This window comes from Pseudomonas sp. COR18 (assembly GCF_048568395.1).
GTDB classification, from domain to species: domain Bacteria; phylum Pseudomonadota; class Gammaproteobacteria; order Pseudomonadales; family Pseudomonadaceae; genus Aquipseudomonas; species Aquipseudomonas fuscovaginae_B.
In genome coordinates this window covers 2,543,686-2,561,640 of sequence record NZ_CP183808.1, presented here as the reverse complement: position 1 = coordinate 2,561,640, position 17,955 = coordinate 2,543,686, and the positions used below count along the sequence as shown (strand labels likewise).

General features: G+C 64.2%; 17 protein-coding genes. 7 read left to right on the top strand and 10 right to left on the bottom strand.

Annotated features, from left to right (window positions below; translation table 11 throughout):
• Positions 1 to 15: 15 nt before the first annotated feature.
• On the bottom strand, positions 16 to 903 hold the full coding sequence (locus ACM62G_RS11760) for a LysR family transcriptional regulator (RefSeq protein WP_273819570.1): 888 nt from the start codon (positions 901 to 903) through the stop codon (positions 16 to 18).
• A gap of 133 nt (positions 904 to 1,036) precedes the next feature.
• Here ACM62G_RS11760 and ACM62G_RS11755 point away from each other — a divergent pair, with 133 nt between their 5' ends.
• A complete protein-coding gene (locus tag ACM62G_RS11755; protein WP_273819569.1) occupies positions 1,037 to 2,674 on the top strand; it encodes a GMC family oxidoreductase in 1,638 nt (545 codons plus the stop codon).
• A 159-nt stretch (positions 2,675 to 2,833) separates the two neighbouring features.
• The gene (locus tag ACM62G_RS11750) at positions 2,834 to 4,456 is read left to right on the top strand and encodes an MFS transporter (RefSeq protein WP_273819568.1); all 1,623 of its coding nucleotides are present in this window, start codon (positions 2,834 to 2,836) and stop codon (positions 4,454 to 4,456) included.
• A gap of 174 nt (positions 4,457 to 4,630) precedes the next feature.
• Here the strand turns inward: ACM62G_RS11750 and ACM62G_RS11745 are convergent, their stop codons facing one another.
• The 4 genes from ACM62G_RS11745 to glyQ all read right to left on the bottom strand — a co-directional run bounded on the left by ACM62G_RS11745 (position 4,631) and on the right by glyQ (position 9,035).
• Positions 4,631 to 5,401 (bottom strand): lysophospholipid acyltransferase family protein, encoded by a 771-nt coding sequence (locus tag ACM62G_RS11745; RefSeq protein ID WP_054056418.1) that lies wholly within the window; start codon positions 5,399 to 5,401, stop codon positions 4,631 to 4,633.
• Between the two features lie 83 nt (positions 5,402 to 5,484).
• Positions 5,485 to 6,018, bottom strand: a complete 534-nt coding sequence (gmhB, locus tag ACM62G_RS11740; RefSeq protein ID WP_054056417.1) for a D-glycero-beta-D-manno-heptose 1,7-bisphosphate 7-phosphatase — start codon at positions 6,016 to 6,018, stop codon at positions 5,485 to 5,487.
• A gap of 9 nt (positions 6,019 to 6,027) precedes the next feature.
• Positions 6,028 to 8,085: a glycine--tRNA ligase subunit beta gene (glyS, locus tag ACM62G_RS11735; protein ID WP_054056416.1), complete on the bottom strand. Its 2,058-nt coding sequence runs from the start codon at positions 8,083 to 8,085 to the stop codon at positions 6,028 to 6,030.
• Positions 8,082 to 9,035, bottom strand: coding sequence for a glycine--tRNA ligase subunit alpha (gene glyQ / locus ACM62G_RS11730; protein ID WP_054056415.1), 954 nt, complete (start codon positions 9,033 to 9,035; stop codon positions 8,082 to 8,084). The genes glyS and glyQ overlap by 4 nt, the downstream gene beginning before the upstream one ends.
• A gap of 82 nt (positions 9,036 to 9,117) precedes the next feature.
• Between glyQ and ACM62G_RS11725 the strand changes: the two genes are divergently transcribed.
• The 3 genes from ACM62G_RS11725 (at position 9,118) to ACM62G_RS11715 (ending at position 10,927) form a co-directional block, all read left to right on the top strand.
• Positions 9,118 to 9,681 (top strand): DNA-3-methyladenine glycosylase I, encoded by a 564-nt coding sequence (locus ACM62G_RS11725; protein ID WP_054063419.1) that lies wholly within the window; start codon positions 9,118 to 9,120, stop codon positions 9,679 to 9,681.
• Between the two features lie 37 nt (positions 9,682 to 9,718).
• Positions 9,719 to 10,606, top strand: coding sequence for a lysophospholipid acyltransferase (locus ACM62G_RS11720; RefSeq protein ID WP_419737196.1), 888 nt, complete (start codon positions 9,719 to 9,721; stop codon positions 10,604 to 10,606).
• A gap of 75 nt (positions 10,607 to 10,681) precedes the next feature.
• On the top strand, positions 10,682 to 10,927 hold the full coding sequence (locus tag ACM62G_RS11715; RefSeq protein WP_054056412.1) for a PilZ domain-containing protein: 246 nt from the start codon (positions 10,682 to 10,684) through the stop codon (positions 10,925 to 10,927).
• Here ACM62G_RS11715 and ACM62G_RS11710 read toward each other — a convergent pair.
• The 5 genes from ACM62G_RS11710 to def form a co-directional block, all read right to left on the bottom strand.
• The gene (locus tag ACM62G_RS11710) at positions 10,914 to 11,237 is read right to left on the bottom strand and encodes a tetratricopeptide repeat protein (protein WP_419737195.1); all 324 of its coding nucleotides are present in this window, start codon (positions 11,235 to 11,237) and stop codon (positions 10,914 to 10,916) included. The genes ACM62G_RS11715 and ACM62G_RS11710 overlap by 14 nt on opposite strands.
• A 32-nt stretch (positions 11,238 to 11,269) precedes the next feature.
• A complete protein-coding gene (gene trkA / locus ACM62G_RS11705) occupies positions 11,270 to 12,643 on the bottom strand; it encodes a Trk system potassium transporter TrkA (RefSeq protein ID WP_054056410.1) in 1,374 nt (457 codons plus the stop codon).
• 26 nt (positions 12,644 to 12,669) lie between these two features.
• The gene (gene rsmB / locus ACM62G_RS11700) at positions 12,670 to 13,980 is read right to left on the bottom strand and encodes a 16S rRNA (cytosine(967)-C(5))-methyltransferase RsmB (protein ID WP_419737194.1); all 1,311 of its coding nucleotides are present in this window, start codon (positions 13,978 to 13,980) and stop codon (positions 12,670 to 12,672) included.
• On the bottom strand, positions 13,977 to 14,921 hold the full coding sequence (gene fmt, locus ACM62G_RS11695; RefSeq protein ID WP_419737193.1) for a methionyl-tRNA formyltransferase: 945 nt from the start codon (positions 14,919 to 14,921) through the stop codon (positions 13,977 to 13,979). The genes rsmB and fmt overlap by 4 nt, the downstream gene beginning before the upstream one ends.
• A gap of 140 nt (positions 14,922 to 15,061) precedes the next feature.
• Entirely contained in the window at positions 15,062 to 15,568 is a 507-nt protein-coding gene (def, locus tag ACM62G_RS11690; RefSeq protein WP_054063414.1) for a peptide deformylase, read from the bottom strand.
• 152 nt (positions 15,569 to 15,720) lie between these two features.
• On the opposite strand from def, the gene ACM62G_RS11685 reads away from it, so the two are divergent.
• Positions 15,721 to 16,743: a LysM peptidoglycan-binding domain-containing protein gene (locus ACM62G_RS11685; protein ID WP_054061568.1), complete on the top strand. Its 1,023-nt coding sequence runs from the start codon at positions 15,721 to 15,723 to the stop codon at positions 16,741 to 16,743.
• A gap of 103 nt (positions 16,744 to 16,846) precedes the next feature.
• Positions 16,847 to 17,950: a DNA-processing protein DprA gene (gene dprA / locus ACM62G_RS11680; protein ID WP_054063413.1), complete on the top strand. Its 1,104-nt coding sequence runs from the start codon at positions 16,847 to 16,849 to the stop codon at positions 17,948 to 17,950.
• Positions 17,951 to 17,955: the final 5 nt, after the last annotated feature.

Sequence of the window (17,955 nt, the reverse complement as noted above, 5' to 3'; positions counted from 1 at the left end):
GGCTTTCTTATTGCCTCATTCGGCCAGCAACACCGCTTGTTCCTGGGCACACAGCGTCAACAGAAAATCCCACACCACCCGCAACCGCACCGACTTGTGCAACTCACGGCGGGTACTGATCCAGTAGCTGCGCTGGATCGTCTCCTGCGGCAGTACCCGCACCAGCTCCGGATCATCCTTGGCCATGTAGTTGGGCAACACCGCAATGCCCAGTCCGGCCCGGGCGGCGATCTGCTGGGCGACCACGCTGGTGCTGCGCAGGGTCACGTTCGGCGAGCGGCAGAAGTCGTCGAGGAACAGCAGCTCCTGGCTGAACAGCAGGTCATCCACATAGCCGATCCACTGGTGCTCCGAGAGATCGTCACGGGTTTCCAGGCGGGGCGCCCGGGCCAGGTAGGCCGGGCTGGCGTAGAGGGCCAGGCGGTAGTCGGTGAGCTTGCGGGTGATCAGCATGTCGGCGTGGGGGCGGTCCAGATGGATGCTGATCTCGGCCTCGCGGTTGAGGATGCTGACGAAGCGCGGTACGGCCACCAGTTCTACCTCCAGCCCCGGATAGCGCTCGAACAGCGCCCCCAGGCGCGAAGTGAGAAACATGATGCCGATGCCTTCGGTGACCCCCAGGCGGATCTTGCCCAGCGGCGCGATGGCCTGGGTGATCTCTTCCTGGGCCAGCAGTGCCACGTTTTCCATGGCTTCGGCATGCTTGAGCAGGGCCTGGCCGGCGGGGGTCAGCTCGTAGCCCTGGGCATGCTGGACGAACAGCGCGGTGCCAAGGCTCTGCTCGATGGTCTCGATATGCCGGGCCACGGTGCTGTGGGTGGTATTCAACCGCTTGGCCGCGGTCAGCAGGCGGCCGCTGCGCTGCAGTTCGAGAAAAAAACGCAGATCGTTCCAGTCAAACATTGAGCTTCCTTGTGAATCGTGGGGTTCACCTGCCTGCTTGAAAACGCACAGCACTTGCGCAAAAACGAAGGTTTTCATCCCGAAACTAATCAATAACATGGGCTGATACAAGAACAATAAAGGCGAGGTCCTCATGGCATCTGCCCATTTGCCTTATGACTACGTGATCGTCGGTGCCGGGCCAGCTGGCTGCGTGCTGGCCAATCGGCTGTCCGCCGACCCGAGCAACAACGTGCTGCTGCTCGAAGCCGGTGGCCGGGACAACTACCCGTGGATCCACATCCCCGTCGGCTATCTGTTCTGCATCGGCAACCCACGCACCGACTGGTGCTTCAAGACCGAATCGCAACCCGGCCTGCAGGGCCGCAGCCTGAGTTATCCTCGGGGCAAGGTGCTCGGTGGCTGTTCCTCGATCAATGGCATGATCTATATGCGTGGCCAGGCCCACGACTATGACCGCTGGGCCGAACAGGGCAATCCGGGCTGGGCCTGGAAGGACCTGTTGCCGCTGTTCAAGCACAGCGAAAATCACTTCGGCGGTAGTGGGGAGTTCCACAGCGACACCGGTGAGTGGCGGGTGGAACAGCAGCGTTATTCCTGGCCGATTCTCGATGCGTTCCGTGAGGCGGCTGCTGAAAACGGTATCGCCAGTGTCAGTGATTTCAATACGGGGGATAATGAGGGCTGTGGATACTTTCAGGTCAACCAGCGCTCCGGGGTACGCTGGAATTCGGCCAAGGCGTTCCTGCGGCCGGTACTCAAGCGCCCCAACCTGACCGTCCTCACCGGCGTACAGGTCGACCGGGTCAACTTGGAAAAAGGTCGGGCAACGTCGGTGCTGGCGCGCTGGCAAGGCGAAGAACATCTGTTCCCGGCCCGTCGGGAAATCATCCTGTGTGCCGGTTCGGTCGGTTCGCCGGGGATTCTGCAACGTTCCGGGATCGGCCCGCGACCGCTGCTGGAGAGCCTGGGGATCGGCGTGTGCCACGAACTGCCGGGGGTCGGCGGCAACCTGCAGGATCACCTGCAATTGCGGCTGATCTACAAGCTCAGCAATGCCCGGACCCTCAACCAGATGGCCAATAGCTTGTGGGGCAAGGCCGGCATGGGCCTGCGATATCTCTACGACCGCAGTGGTCCGTTGGCGATGGCGCCGAGTCAACTGGGCGCGTTCGTGAAGTCGAGCCCGGAGCAGACGTCGGCGAACCTGCAATACCACGTGCAGCCGCTGTCGCTGGAGCGCTTTGGCGAGCCGCTGCATCGCTTTCCGGCGTTCACTGCTTCGGTGTGCAATCTGCGTCCGCAGAGCCGCGGGCGCATCGACATCCGTTCGGCCGATCCGGGCGCTGCTCCGCTGATCGACCCCAATTACCTCAGTGACCCCGAGGACCTGAAGGTCGCCGCCGAGGCGATTCGCCTGACCCGACGCATTGTCGCCTCCCCTGCCCTGCGCCGCTTTGCCCCCGAGGAGTACCTGCCCGGCCCGGCCTTGCAAAGCGAGGAACAGCTGCACGAAGCGGCGGCGAAGATCGGCACCACCATCTTTCACCCGGTGGGTACCTGTCGCATGGGCCACGGTGTGCAGGACGTCGTCGATGCCCGCTTGCGGGTGCATGGGGTACCGGGCCTGCGAGTGGCCGATGCCTCGATCATGCCGCAGATCACCTCGGGCAATACCTGTTCGCCCACGGTGATGATTGCCGAGAAGGCGGCGCAGATGATCCTGGCAGATGTCCGGACGCCTGCGGCGGAGTTATCCACAATCCTGTAGGAGCAGGCGGTGCGGATTGCGCTGTTCAGGCGGATGACAGGAGCGGTCAAAAGAAAGATCGGTAACGAGCAAGACACGGACTCCGGTGGCAGTCAGCCGGAGTCCACAGTGGAACAACAAGAATAATCACTGTGGCCCACGAGGCCGAGGACATCACTCATGTCGGACTACATCCAGCAACAGTCGGCGTCTGTCTCTGCCAGCAGCGGCAAGGAAGAGCGCCGGATCATTTTTGCGTCATCCCTCGGGACGGTTTTCGAGTGGTATGACTTTTTTCTCTACGGTGCCCTGGCCGCCGTCATCAGCAAGCAGTTCTTCGCCGGGGTCAACGACACCACGGCGTTCATCTTCGCCCTGATGGCCTTCGCCGCCGGCTTCCTGGTGCGGCCCTTCGGTGCGCTGGTGTTCGGCCGGCTGGGGGACATGATCGGCCGCAAGTACACCTTTCTCATGACCATCGTACTGATGGGGCTGTCGACCTTCGCCGTCGGCCTGCTGCCGACCTACGCCAGTATCGGCATCGCCGCGCCGATCATCCTCGTGTTGCTGCGCATGCTTCAGGGGTTGGCGCTGGGAGGCGAGTACGGGGGTGCCGCCACTTATGTGGCCGAACACGCGCCCACTGGGAAACGCGGTTTCCACACCGGCTGGATCCAGTCCACGGCCACCCTCGGCCTGTTGCTGTCGCTGCTGGTGGTCCTGGCCAGCCGCTACATCAGCGGTGACCAGTTCGAAACCTGGGGCTGGCGGCTGCCGTTCCTGCTGTCGATCGTCCTGCTGGCTATTTCCACCTGGATTCGCATGAGCATGCACGAGTCACCGGCCTTCGTGAAAATGAAGGCCCAGGGCAAGGCCAGTCATTCACCGATCCGTGAGTCCTTCGGCTCCTGGCAGAACCTGAAGATCGTTCTCACCGCCCTCTTCAGTATCAATGCCGGGCAGGCGGTGACCTTCTACACCGCGCAGTTCTATGTCCTGTTCTTCATGACCCAGATGCTCAAGATGGACCCGGGCCAGGCCAACACCCTGCTGATCATCAGCGTGGTGATCGGTGCGCCGTTCTTCGTGCTGTTCGGCTGGCTTTCGGACAAGGTCGGGCGCAAGCCGATCCTGATGATGGGCCTGCTGCTGGCGACGGTCTGCTACTTCCCGCTGTTCAAGGCCCTCAGCCATTACGCCAACCCACAGATCGATGCCGCCAGCCGGCAGGCACCGATCGTGGTGACGGCCGACCCGGCCGGCTGCACCTTCCAGTTTGACCCGGTGGGCAAGGCGCGTTTCGACAGCCCCTGCGACAAGGTCAAGACCTTCCTGGTCAAGCAGGGCCTGCCCTACAGTTCCCAGTCGGCTGCAGCGGGCAGCGAGGTGACGGTCACCGTGGGCGCGCAGAAGATCAACGGCTTCGACGAGGCGGCCATGCGCGCGGCGATCGGCCAGGCCGGCTACCCGGCCAAGGCCGAGGCCGCGACGGTGAACCAGCCGATGGTGGTGTTGCTGATCGTGCTGCTGATCCTGATCGCGACCATGACCTACGGTCCGCTGGCGGCGGTGATGGTCGAACTGTTCCCGACCCGGATCCGCTACACCTCCATGTCCCTGCCCTACCATATCGGTAACGGCTGGTTCGGTGGCTTCCTGCCGACCGTGTCGTTCGCCCTGGTGGTCTACACCGGGGATATCTTCTATGGCCTCTGGTATCCGGTGCTGATCACCGGCGTGAGCCTGGTGGTCGGGCTGTTCTGCCTGAAAGAAACCCGGGATGTGGATATCGACAAGGTCTGAGAGATTCGCAGGCATGAAAAAACCGGCATGAAAGCCGGTTTTTTTATTGCTCGAAAAAACTTATGCACGATTTACATTGAATAGTCATACAGAGAAATAAGTATATAAATCATCTACTTACGTGGCTATTTCAAGAAATATCAAAATCTTGTGCACAAGTTATCCACAGATCGGTCAGGCGGCGCTGGGTGCTTCGGCAGCCGCTACCGGCGGCAGTGAACCCATCTCACGCTGGGCGTTCTCGTTCCAGGCCTGGACCCGCTCGTTCAGGTCGGCAATGGCCCGTGGGCCGGTGCCTTCGGCGTACATCGGGGCGCCGATCACCACGGTGATGGTGCCCGGTTTCTTCGCCCAACCGGTCTTCGGCCAGAATTTGCCGGCATTGTGGGCTACCGGCAGCACGGGCAGCTCGGCATTCACCGCCAGCGCCGTACCGCCGCGGGAAAACTTGCCGATGGTACCGTAGGGCACGCGAGTGCCCTCCGGAAAGATCAGCACCCAGGTGTGGTCCTTGAGCAACTCATCGCCCTTTTTCGCCACGTGCTTGAGCGCTTCCTTCGGGTTGTCCCGGTCGATGGCGATCGGCCGCAGCATGGCCATGGCCCAGCCGAAGAACGGCACGTAGAGCAACTCACGCTTGAGCACCTGGCTCAAGGGCGAGAAATAGGCCGACAGGAAGAACGTTTCCCAGGTGCTCTGGTGGTTCGACAGAATCACGCAGGGCCGCTCGGGAACGTTGTGTGCACCTTGCACCTCGACCCGGATATTCAGGAATACCTTGGTCAGCCACAGCGCGCAGCGGCACCAGTACACGTTGATGAAGCGATAGCGCGCCTTGAACGGCAGGAACGGCGCGACGAAAAAGCTCAGGGAGCACCACAGCAGCGAACTGGTGCCCAGCAGCAGGTAAAAGAAAAAGGTTCTGATGGCCTGCAGGATCGACATAGCGACATTTACCGTTGCGGGCATTGCCCGCCTGTTAATAAGTGAACCCCTGAACAGTCCTTGATCAGGAAGTCAGAAAGGCGCTAGTTGTGGATAAGCTCAGCCGCGACGGCCGCCAGATCGTCAAAGATCAGCGTGCCCACCGGCAGGGTTTTCCCCAGGGTCTTTTCGCCCTTGCCGGTCTTTACCAGAACGGGCTGGCAATCGACGGCGCTGGCGGCCTCCAGGTCACCGAGGCTGTCGCCGACAAACCATAGCCTAGCCAGTTCAACGCCATAATGCGCGGCGATGGTCCTGAGCATGCCCGGCTTGGGCTTGCGGCAATCGCAGCCCTCGTCCGGCCCATGAGGGCAATACACCACCAGCCCGAGCTCGCCACCCTGTTGCGCCACCAGCGAGCGCAGGCGCTCGTGCATGGCGTCCAGGGTCGCGAGGTCGTAGTAGCCGCGGGCGATGCCGGACTGGTTGGTCGCCACGGCGACCGTCCAGCCCGCCCTGCTCAACTGCGCGATGGCTTCGATCGACCCGGGGATCGGAATCCACTCCTCCACCGACTTGATGTAGGCGTCGGAGTCCTGGTTGATCACCCCGTCGCGATCGAGTATCAGCAGCTTCAAGTCGCGTCCTCAGCCTAGCAGCGAAATGTCGGCGATGTTGAGGAACAACCCGCGCAGACGTGCAAGCAAGGCGTAGCGGTTCTTGCGCACGTCTTCGTTCTCGGCGTTGACCATGACCGCTTCGAAGAAGGCATCGACGGATTCGCGCAGGGCGGCCAGGCGTGCCAGTGCCTCGGCATACTCGCGTTTCTCCATCAGCGGCTGGACGTCCTTGTCGGCTTGCTGGATGGCCGAGTGCATGGAGAACTCTTTCGCATTGTCGAAGTACTTCGGATCGACTGTCGAGAAAATGGTCGGTTCGGCCTTGCTGATCAGGTTCGATACACGCTTGTTCACCGCGGCCAGGGCTGCGGCTTCCGGCAACTGACGGAACTTCTGCACCGCCTGGACGCGCTGGTCGAAGTCCAGGGCCGAGCCCGGCTTCAGGGCACGCACCGACAGGTAGGTGGCGACGTCGATGCCTTCGTCCTCGTAACGGGCACGCAGGCGGTCGAAGATGAACTCCAGCACCTGGTCGGAGAGGCCCGCGGCCTTGACCTTGGCTCCGTACGCGTTGACCGCGAAGGCCACGGTCTCGATCAGGTCGAGGTCGAGTTTCTTGTCGATCAGGATGCGCAGCACGCCCAGGGCGGCACGGCGCAGGGCGTAGGGGTCCTTGCTGCCGGTCGGCAGCATGCCGATACCGAAGATCCCGACCAGGGTGTCGAGCTTGTCGGCGATCGCCACCGCGGCACCGGTCAGGGTGCTTGGCAGTTCGGCGGCACCGGCACCACGTGGCATGTACTGCTCGTTCAGGGCCAGGGCAACGTCTTCCGGCTCGCCGTCATTGAGGGCGTAGTAGTAACCGGCGATACCTTGCATTTCCGGGAACTCGCCGACCATCTCGGTGGCCAGGTCGCACTTGGACAACAGGCCTGCCCGGGCCGCACGCTGGGCGTCGCCGCCGATGCGCGGGGCGATGAACGCGGCCAGCTTCGAGACACGCTCGGCCTTGTCGTAGACGCTGCCCAGCTTCTCCTGGAACACCACGTTCTGCAGGCGCAGGTTGAAATCCTGCAGCGGCTGCTTCTTGTCCTGCTTGAAGAAGAACTCGGCGTCGGTCAGGCGTGGGCGCACGACCTTCTCGTTACCGGCGATGATCTGCTTCGGATCCTTGCTCTCGATGTTGGCCACGGTGATGAAGCGCGGCAGCAGCTTGCCATCGACGTCCAGCAGGCAGAAGTACTTCTGGTTGTCCTGCATGGTGGTGATCAGGGCTTCCTGTGGCACTTCGAGGAAACGTTCCTCGAACGAGCACACCAGCGGTACCGGCCACTCCACCAGTGCCGTCACTTCGTCGAGCAGGTCCGGCGGCATGATCGCCGTGCCTTCCTGCATCGTTGCAAGCTCGGTGGTGCGCTTGCTGATCAGCTCGCGACGCTCGTTGGCGTCGGCCAGCACGTAGGCGGCACGCAGGTCGTCGAGGTAGCTGGCCGGCGAGCCGATACGGACGTTTTCCGGGTGGTGGAAACGGTGGCCACGGGACTCGCGACCGGCCTTCTGGGCGAGGATGGTGCAGTCGATGACCTGGTCACCGAGCAGCATCACCAGCCACTGGGTCGGACGCACGAACTCTTCCTTGCGCGCGGCCCAGCGCATGCGCTTGGGAATCGGCAGGTCGTTCAGCGAGTCCTCGACGATGGTCGGCAGCAGGCTGGCGGTCGGTTTGCCCGGAATGTTCTGGCTGTAGCGCAGCTTCGGCCCGCTCTGGTCGATCTCGCTCAGCTCGACGCCGCACTTCTTGGCGAAGCCCAGGGCGGCCTGGGTCGGGTTGCCCTCGGCATCGAAGGCGGCCTGGCGTGGCGGGCCGTCGAGGTTGATGCTGCGGTCCGGCTGCTGGGTCTGCAGTTGCTTGAGCACCACCGCCAGGCGGCGTGGCGCGGCGTAGACCTGCTTGGCTTCGAAGCTCAGGCCGGCGGCCTGCAGGCCTTTCTCGATACCGGCCAGGAACGCCTCGGCCAGGGTATTGAGGGCCTTGGGTGGCAGTTCTTCAGTGCCCAGTTCTACCAGAAAATCTTGCGCACTCATTGTGCCGCCTCCAACTTAGCCAACACTTCATCACGCAGGTCCGGGGTTGCCATCGGGAAGCCCAGCTTGGCACGTGCCAGCAGGTAGGCTTGGGCGACGGAACGCGCCAGGGTGCGCACACGCAGGATGTACTGCTGACGCGCGGTCACCGAGATGGCCCGGCGTGCATCCAGCAGGTTGAAGGTGTGCGAGGCCTTGAGGACCATTTCATAGCTCGGCAACGGCAGCGGCTCATCCAGCTCGATCAGGCGCTTGGCTTCGCTTTCATAGAAATCGAACAGTTCGAACAGCTTCTCGACGTTGGCGTGTTCGAAGTTGTAGGTCGACTGCTCCACCTCGTTCTGGTGGAACACGTCGCCGTAGGTCACCTTGCCGAACGGACCGTCGGCCCAGACCAGGTCGTAGACCGAATCGACGCCCTGCAGGTACATCGCCAGGCGCTCGAGGCCGTAGGTGATTTCGCCGGTGACCGGGTAGCACTCGATGCCGCCGGCCTGCTGGAAGTAGGTGAACTGGGTGACTTCCATGCCGTTGAGCCAGACTTCCCAGCCCAGGCCCCAGGCGCCGAGGGTCGGCGATTCCCAGTTGTCCTCGACGAAGCGGATGTCGTGCACCAGCGGGTCCAGGCCGACGGCCTTGAGCGAGCCCAGGTACAGCTCCTGGAAGTTGTCAGGGTTGGGCTTGAGCACCACCTGGAACTGGTAGTAGTGCTGCAGGCGGTTCGGGTTCTCGCCGTAGCGGCCGTCAGTCGGGCGACGGCTGGGCTGTACGTAGGCGGCGTTCCAGGTTTCCGGGCCGATGGCGCGCAGGAACGTGGCGGTATGGAAAGTCCCGGCGCCTACTTCCATATCGTAGGGCTGAAGTACCACACAACCTTGCTCGGCCCAGTATTGCTGGAGGGCGAGAATCAAGTCTTGGAAGGTACGCACGGCTGGCGTAGGCTGGCTCACGAAATTCACCTGTTACTTGGGCTGCGATTCAAAAGGCGGGAGTATACCCGATTAGGTCGCGCCTCCGCCTCCCTGGAGCCTTATGCCACGCTGCTTTTGGTGCAACGACGATCCCCTGTACATGGACTACCACGATCGGGAGTGGGGCGTACCGCTGCGCGATGGGCAGCGACTGTTCGAGTTGCTTTTGCTCGAAGGGTTCCAGGCCGGGCTTTCGTGGATCACCATCCTGAAAAAACGCGAGCACTACCGTAAGGTTCTGTTCGGTTTCGATGTGCGGAAAGTCGCCGACATGAGCGATGACTACCTGCAAACCCTGCTGCTCGATCCGGGGATCGTGCGCAACCGCCTGAAGCTCGAGGCGGCGCGGCGCAATGCTCGCGCCTGGCTCCAGCTGGAGGACCCGGTGACGCTGCTCTGGTCCTTCGTCGGCGGCGTGCCGCAGATCCACCATTTCCGCGATCGCAGCGAGGTACCGGCCGTCACGCCCGAGGCCGAGGCCATGAGCAAGGCGCTGAAGAAGCTCGGCTTCGGCTTCGTCGGCCCGACCATCTGCTACGCGTTCATGCAGGCCTCGGGCATGGTCATGGACCACACCACCGATTGTGATAGCTATGCCGCGCTGGCCGCGCCACGGCTACAATAGCCGGCTGACGATTAGCCAAGCACACCGGGAGTGACCTGTGGAAAAGTTTAAAGGCGCCATGCTGGTGGGGGCGTTGCGGTTGTTCGCGATGCTGCCCTGGCGTGCCGTGCAGCGTGTCGGCTCGGCCATCGGCTGGGTGATGTGGAAGCTGCCCAACCGTTCCCGCGACGTGGTGCGGATCAACCTGGCCAAGTGTTTTCCCGAACTCGATCCGGTCGCTCGCGAACAACTGGTCGGACAGAGCCTCAAGGATATCGGCAAGTCCCTGACCGAAAGCGCCTGTGCCTGGATCTGGCCGGCCGAGCGCTCGATCGCGCTGGTGCGCGAGGTCGAAGGCCTCGATGTGCTGAAGGAGGCGCTGGCCTCGGGCAAGGGCGTGGTCGGCATCACCAGCCACCTGGGCAACTGGGAAGTGCTCAATCACTTCTACTGCAGCCAGTGCAAACCGATCATTTTCTACCGTCCGCCCAAGCTCAAGGCGGTCGACGAACTGCTGCGCAAGCAGCGGGTGCAGTTGGGCAACCGCGTGGCGGCCTCGACCAAGGAAGGCATCCTCAGCGTCATCAAGGAAGTGCGCAAGGGCGGCTCGGTGGGCATCCCCGCCGACCCGGAGCCGGCCGAGTCCGCCGGGGTGTTCGTGCCGTTCCTCGGTACCCGGGCCCTGACCAGCAAGTTCGTGCCGAACATGCTCGCCGGCGGCAAGGCGGTCGGGGTGTTCCTGCACGCGCTGCGCCTGCCCGATGGTTCGGGCTTCAAGGTGATCCTCGAAGCGGCGCCAGAGGAGATGTACAGCACCGATGCCGAAGTCTCGGCCGCGGCCATGAGCAAGGTGGTCGAGCGCTACGTGCGGGCCTATCCGAGCCAGTACATGTGGAGCATGAAACGCTTCAAGAAGCGTCCGGCGGGTGAGCAGCGCTGGTACTGAAACAACTTATCGGTGGGGTCTGTGGATAAAATCGTCGATGATTTATCCACAGCGGTTTATCCAAGGGCGCATCAGATGTCCGAGAACAAGAACTATCTGCGCATCAAGATCCAGCACCCGAGCATAGGCGAATGCCTGGGGCATACGCGCAATCTGTCCAGCCAGGGTGTCTACGTGCAGCATCCGGGGTTGTCGCGACTGCCCACCGGGGCGGTGGTCTACGGCCAGGTGCAGGACCTGCCGGTGGCCGCGCCGCGCATTCGCATGGAAGTGATCCGGGTCGACGCCGAAGGCATCGGCCTGCGCTTCATCGATCTTTGAGCGCAGCCTTCTCCAGCTTCTTCAGGAACACCGTCATTTCCTTTTCCGCCTGCTTGTCGCCATGGGCACGGGCGGCTTCCAGGCCGTGTTCCCAGGCCTGCCTCGCGGCGACCATGTCCCCGGTGCCCTGATGGGCCTTGCCCAGCAGCTTCCAGGCGGCCGAGTACTTGGGGTCGAGGGCGACGCAGCGCTGCAGGTGTTCGGCGGCGCGGGCGTGGTCGCCGAGATCCAGGTAACCCTTGCCCAGGCCGAAGCGCAGCAGCGGGTTATCCACACCCTTGGCGAGCATCTTCTCCAGTGATTCGAGCATGAGGCAGGTCCTTTCCGTGTTGTCGCAATATCTCAGAAAAAGCTCAGGCCGACATGGAAGAGCTTCTCCACATCGCGGATGTGCTTCTTATCCACAAGGAACAGGATGACATGGTCGCCGGCCTGGATCACCGTGTCGTCGTGGGCGATCAGCACTTCCTCGTCGCGGATGATCGCGCCGATAGTGGTGCCCGGCGGCAGTGCGATGTCCTCGATGGCCCGGCCGATCACCTTGCTCGACTTCATGTCGCCATGGGCGATCGCCTCGATGGCCTCCGCCGCACCCCGGCGCAGCGAGTGCACGCTGACGATATCGCCACGGCGTACGTGGGCCAGCAGGGTGCCGATGGTCGCCAGTTGCGGGCTGATGGCGATGTCGATATCGCCGCCCTGGATCAGGTCGACGTAGGCCGGGTTGTTGATGATGGTCATGACCTTCTTCGCACCCATCCGCTTGGCCAGCAGCGAGGACATGATGTTGGCCTCGTCGTCGTTGGTCAGCGCCAGGAACAGGTCGGCATCGTTGATGTTCTCTTCCATCAGCAGGTCGCGGTCCGAGGCGCTGCCCTGCAGCACCACGGTGCTGTCGAGGGTGTCGGACAACTGCCGGCAACGGGCGGCGCTCATCTCGATGATCTTCACCTGGTAGCGGCTTTCGATCGCCTCGGCCAGGCGCTCGCCGATCTGCCCGCCGCCGGCGATGACGATGCGCTTGTTGCTCTCGTCGAGCCGGCGCATCTCGCTCATCACCGCGCGAATGTGCGCCTTGGCGGCGATGAAGAACACTTCGTCGTCGGCCTCGATCACCGTATCGCCGCGAGGCATGATTGGCCGGTCGCGGCGGAAGATCGCCGCCACGCGGGTGTCGGCATTCGGCATGTGCTCGCGCAGTTGGCGCAGTTGCTGGCCCACCAGCGGGCCGCCGTAGTAGGCCCTGATCGCCACCAGCTGGGCCTTGCCCTCGGCGAAGTCGATCACCTGCAGGGCGCCGGGGGTTTCGATCAGGCGCTTGATGTAGTTGGTGACCACCTGTTCCGGGCTGATCAGCACGTCCACCGGGATCGCGTCGTTGTCGAACAGCTCGGTGCGGGTCAGGTAGGCCGACTCGCGTACCCGGGCGATCTTGGTCGGGGTGTGGAACAGCGTATGGGCCACCTGGCAGGCGACCATGTTGGTCTCGTCGCTGTTGGTCACCGCCACCAGCATGTCGGCATCGTCCGCGCCGGCCTGGCGCAGGATCGTCGGAAACGAGGCGCGGCCCTGCACGGTACGGATGTCCAGGCGGTCGCCGAGGTCGCGCAGGCGCTCGCCATCGGTGTCGACCACGGTGATGTCGTTGGCTTCGCTGGCCAGGTGTTCGGCCAGCGTCCCGCCGACCTGTCCTGCGCCGAGAATGATGATTTTCATCGGGTAGCAGCTCCGTTTCGACCCGGTCAGCCGCGCGCGGCCGCGATCTTGATCAGTTTGGCGTAATAGAAACCATCATGGCCGCCTTCCTGCGCCAGCAGTTGCCGGCCATGGGGTTGCCTGACGCCGAAGCTGCCGGGGATATCCAGCTCGCGGGCACCGGAGGTGCGGGCCAAGAACGCCTCGATCACCTCGGTGTTTTCCGTCGGCAGGGTCGAGCAGGTGGCGTAGAGCAGGATGCCGCCGACTTCCAGAGTGGCCCACATGGCGTCCAGCAGCTCACCCTGCAGGCTGGCCAGCGCGGCGATGTCGTCTGCCTGGCGGGTCAGCTTGATGTCCGGATGGCGGCGGATCACGCCGGTGGCCGAGCAGGGCGCGTCGAGCAGGATGCGCTGGAACGGCTTGCCATCCCACCAACTGGCGGTGTCGCGACCATCGGCGGCGATCAGTTCGGCCTCCAGCCCCAGGCGGTCGAGGTTCTCGCGTACCCGCAGCAGGCGCTTGGCCTCCAGGTCGACAGCGACCACCCCGGCCAGTTGCGGCTGGGCTTCGAGGATATGGCAGGTCTTGCCGCCCGGCGCGCAGCAGGCGTCGAGCACCCGCTGGCCGGGAGCCAGGTCCAGCAGGTCGGCGGCCAGTTGCGCGGCTTCGTCCTGGACGCTGATCCAGCCTTCGGCAAAGCCCGGCAGGTTGCGCACATCGCAGGCTTCGTCGAGGACGATGCCGTCGCGGCTGTAGTCGCACGGCCGGGCCGCAACGGCGGCGTCACTCAGCAGCCTGAGGTAGGCGTCGCGGCTGTGATGGCGGCGGTTGACCCGCAGGATCATCGGCGGATGGGCGTTGTTCGCCGCACAGATGGCTTCCCACTGCTCGGGCCAGAAGGCTTTCAGCGACTTCTGCAGCCAGCGCGGGTGGGCGGTACGCACCACCGGGTCGCGCTCCAGCTCGGCCAGCAGCTCGGTGCTTTCGCGCTGGGCGCGGCGCAACACGGCGTTGAGCAGGCCCTTGGCCCAGGGTTTCTTCAGCTTGTCGGCGCAACCGACGGTTTCGCCGATGGCGGCGTGGGCCGGGATGCGCGTATAGAGCAACTGGTAGAGGCCCACCAGCAACAACGCCTCGACATCGGTATCGGCGGCCTTGAAGGGCTTCTGCAGCAGCCTGGCCGCCAGCGCCGCCAGCCGTGGCTGCCAGCGGGCGGCGCCGAACGCCAGGTCCTGGGTCAGGCCGCGATCGCGGGCCTCGACCTTGTCCAGTTGCGCCGGCAGCGAACTGTTGAGCGAGGCCTTGCCGCTGAGCACGGCGGCCAGGGCCTTGGCGGCGGCCAGGCGCGGGTTCATTGGCCGAGTACCGTACCGAGGGCGAATTTCTCCCGGCGGCTGTTGAACAGGTCGCTGAAGTTCAGCGCCTTGCCGCCGGGCAGTTGCAGGCGGGTCAGGCACAACGCGCCGTTACCGGTGGCGACGATCAGGCCGTCCTTGCTCGCGGCGAGAATTTCGCCCGGCTGGCCCTGCCCCTCGGCGGTGCGGGCGGCCAGTACTTTCAGGGCTTCGCCATCGAGGCTGCTGTGGCAGATCGGCCACGGGTTGAACGCGCGGATCAGCCGCTCCAGCTCGACGGCCGGGCGCTGCCAGTCGATGCGCGCCTCGTCCTTGTTCAGTTTGTGGGCGTAGGTCGCCAGGCTGTCGTCCTGCACCTCGCCGACCAGCGTGCCGGCAGCCAGTTCGGCGATGGCCTGGATGACCGCGGGTGGGCCGAGTTCGGCCAGGCGGTCATGCAGGCTGCCGCCGGTGTCCTCGGCGCTGATCGGGGTGACGGTCTTGAGCAGCATCGGCCCGGTGTCCAGGCCGGCTTCCATGCGCATCACGGTGACGCCACTTTCCGCGTCTCCGGCTTCCACCGCCCGTTGGATCGGTGCCGCACCGCGCCAGCGCGGCAGCAGCGAGGCGTGGCTGTTGATGCAGCCCAGGCGCGGAATATCCAGCACCACCTGCGGCAGGATCAGGCCATAGGCGACCACCACCATCAGGTCCGGTTTGAGCGCCGCCAGTTCGGCCTGGGCGTCGGCGTTGCGCAGGGTCGGCGGTTGCAGGACGCTGATGCCGTGCTCCAGCGCCAACTGCTTGACCGGGCTGGGCATCAGCTTCTGCCCGCGCCCGGCCGGCCGGTCCGGCTGGGTGTAGACCGCGACGATCTCATGGGGGCTGTCGAGCAGGGCCTTGAGGTGTTCGGCGGCGAATTCGGGAGTGCCGGCAAAGACGATGCGCAGTGGCTCAGTCATGGGAGGGCTCGCTTGAGAGAGGACAGGACATTATGAATGCCACTTTCTGTAGGAGCAGGGCTTGCCCGCGAATGGCCCTTGAGAGCGCTAAAAGCTTCGCGGGCAAGCCCGGCTCCTACAGGACAGAGTCGGTGGGGGGATCAGGCGTTCTGGCGGTGCTGCTTTTCCAGCTTCTTCTTGATCCGGTCGCGCTTGAGCGTGGACAGGTAATCGACGAACAGCTTGCCGTTGAGGTGGTCGCATTCGTGCTGGATGCACACCGCCAGCAGGCCATCGGCTTCCAGTTCGAACGGCTTGCCGTCGCGGTCCAGTGCCTTGATGCGCACGCGGGTCGGGCGGTCGACGTTTTCGTAGAAACCCGGTACCGACAGGCAGCCTTCCTGGTACTGGTCCTTCTCTTCGGTCAGCGGCTCGAACTCGGGGTTGATGAACACCCGTGGCTCGCTGCGATCCTCGCTCAGGTCCATGACCACGATACGCTGGTGCACGTTGACCTGGGTCGCGGCTAGGCCGATGCCCGGGGCTTCGTACATGGTTTCAAACATGTCATCGATCAGTTGCCGAACCTTGTCGTCCACCTCGGCCACGGGTTTGGCGATGGTGCGCAGGCGCGGATCTGGGAATTCGAGGATGTTTAAAATGGCCATAGGCGTATTTGCTGCACATGTGAGGTAAAGTCAGAGACGGCTGCCGAAACATCCCGGCGGGATCGGCTACCGTTGTAAAACGTTCTCCCTGGGAGCGAGCCGCGGGGGCTCTGGCGTTTCACGCGAAGACACATGATAAAGGGATTCACTGCATGAGGAAAACACTACTCGCCCTGCTGCTGGCCTTTACCGGTGTCGCGCAGGCGCAAGTGCAACTCAAGGATGGTTATCCACAGCGCTACACCGTGGTGCGCGGCGATACGCTGTGGGATATTTCCGGAAAGTTTCTTCGCGAGCCCTGGCAGTGGCCGCAGATCTGGCACGCCAACCCGCAGATCGCCAACCCCGACCTGATCTACCCCGGCGACACCCTGACCCTGCAGTTCGTCGACGGCCAGCCGCGGCTGGTGGTCGAGCGCGGTGCGTCGCGCGGCACCATCAAGCTGTCGCCACAGGTGCGCCGCTCGGCGGTGGCCGAGGCGATTCCGAGCATTCCGCTGGAAAAGATCAACGCCTTCCTGCTGAGCAACCGCATCGTCGACAGCGTCGAGGCGTTCAAGCGTGCCCCGTACATCCTCGCCGGCAGCAACGAGCGGGTGCTCAGCGGCATGGGCGACCGGATCTACGCACGCGGCGCATTCGACCCGACGCACAACGTGTACGGCCTGTTCCGCCAGGGCAAGGTCTACACCGACCCGCAGACCAAGGAGTTCCTCGGCATCAACGCCGACGACATCGGCACCGGCGAACTGCTGGCCACCGAAGGCGATGTCGGCACCCTGACCCTGCGCCGTACCACCGAGGAAGTGCGCCTGGGCGACCGGCTGTTCGTCAGCGAGGAACGGCCGATCACCTCGACCTTCATGCCGAGCGCGCCGCAGTCCCAGGTCAACGGCGTGATCATAGATGTGCCACGAGGTGTTACACAGATCGGCGTCATGGACGTGGTCACGATCGACAAGGGACGCCGCGACGGATTGGCCGAAGGCAATGTTCTCGCGGTGTTCAAGACCGGCGAGACGGTCCGCGACCGGGTCACCGGGCAGCCGGTGAAGATTCCCGACGAGCGTTCCGGCCTGCTGATGGTGTTCCGCACCTACGAAAAGCTCAGCTATGGTTTGGTACTCAATGCCACGCGGTCGCTGGCGGTGCAGGACAAGGTACGCAATCCGTAACGGCTGTCGCAGTATCTGCGACCGCTTGCTGAACAGGTTACTCACAGAGTTATCCACAGCTTGTCCTGCTTGATCACGACTGCCACGGATCAAGGATGAGCTGATGTCACAGTCTGTGTGCAACACCCTGTCGCCGGCGGAGCTGGAAGCCCGCCTGCGGCTGCATCGCCTGCCGGAAATCGGCCCCAGGCGCTTCCGCCAACTGATCGAAACCTTTGGTTCGGCCTCTTCCGCCCTGAGTGCCCCGGCCGCGGCCTGGCGCTCGCTGGGGCTGCCCGCGAGCAGCGCCGAGGCGCGCCGCAGCCCGGCCGTGCGCGATGGCGCCAGCGCTGCATTGGCCTGGCTAGAGCGGCCGGAGCAGCATTTGCTGATGTGGGACCAGGCCGCCTACCCGGCCCTGCTGGCCGAACTGGACGATGCCCCGCCGCTGTTGTTCGTCGCCGGCGAGCCGACGATCCTGGACAAGCCGCAACTGGCGCTGGTCGGTAGCCGACGTGCCTCGCGACCGGGCATGGATACCGCCGCGGCCTTTTCCCGCAGCCTGGCCGCCGCCGGTTTTGTCATCACCAGCGGCCTGGCCCTGGGCATCGATGGCGCTGCCCACCAGGCCGCACTGGACGTTGGCGGGTTGACGGTGGGCGTGCTCGGCACCGGCATCGAGAATTTTTATCCACAGCGGCATCGCGCCCTGGCCCGGGCCATGATCGACCAGGGCGGCGCCGTGGTCTCCGAGTTTCCCCTGGACACCACCCCCCAACCCGGCAATTTCCCCCGGCGCAACCGGATCATCAGCGGCCTGTCCCTCGGCGTACTGGTGGTCGAGGCCAGCGTCGGCAGCGGCTCGCTGATCACCGCCCGGCTGGCGGCGGAACAGGGGCGCGAGGTCTATGCGATTCCCGGCTCCATCCATCACCCGGCCGCGCGTGGCTGTCACCAGTTGATTCGCGACGGTGCGGTGCTGGTGGAAACGGTCGACGATATCCTGCAGAACCTGCGGGGTTGGCAGCGCATGCCGGCCAGCGTACTGCCCGAGGCGCCCACGCACCCGCTGCTGGCCCTGCTGCATGCCGCGCCGCAGACCAGCGAGGCCTTGGCCCGGGCCTGTGGCTGGAGCCTGGCGCGGGTCCTGGCGAGCCTGACCGAGCTGGAACTGGAAGGCCGGGTGGCCAGTGACGGCGGACGCTGGTTAGCGCGTAGCCCGACCTGAGGTAA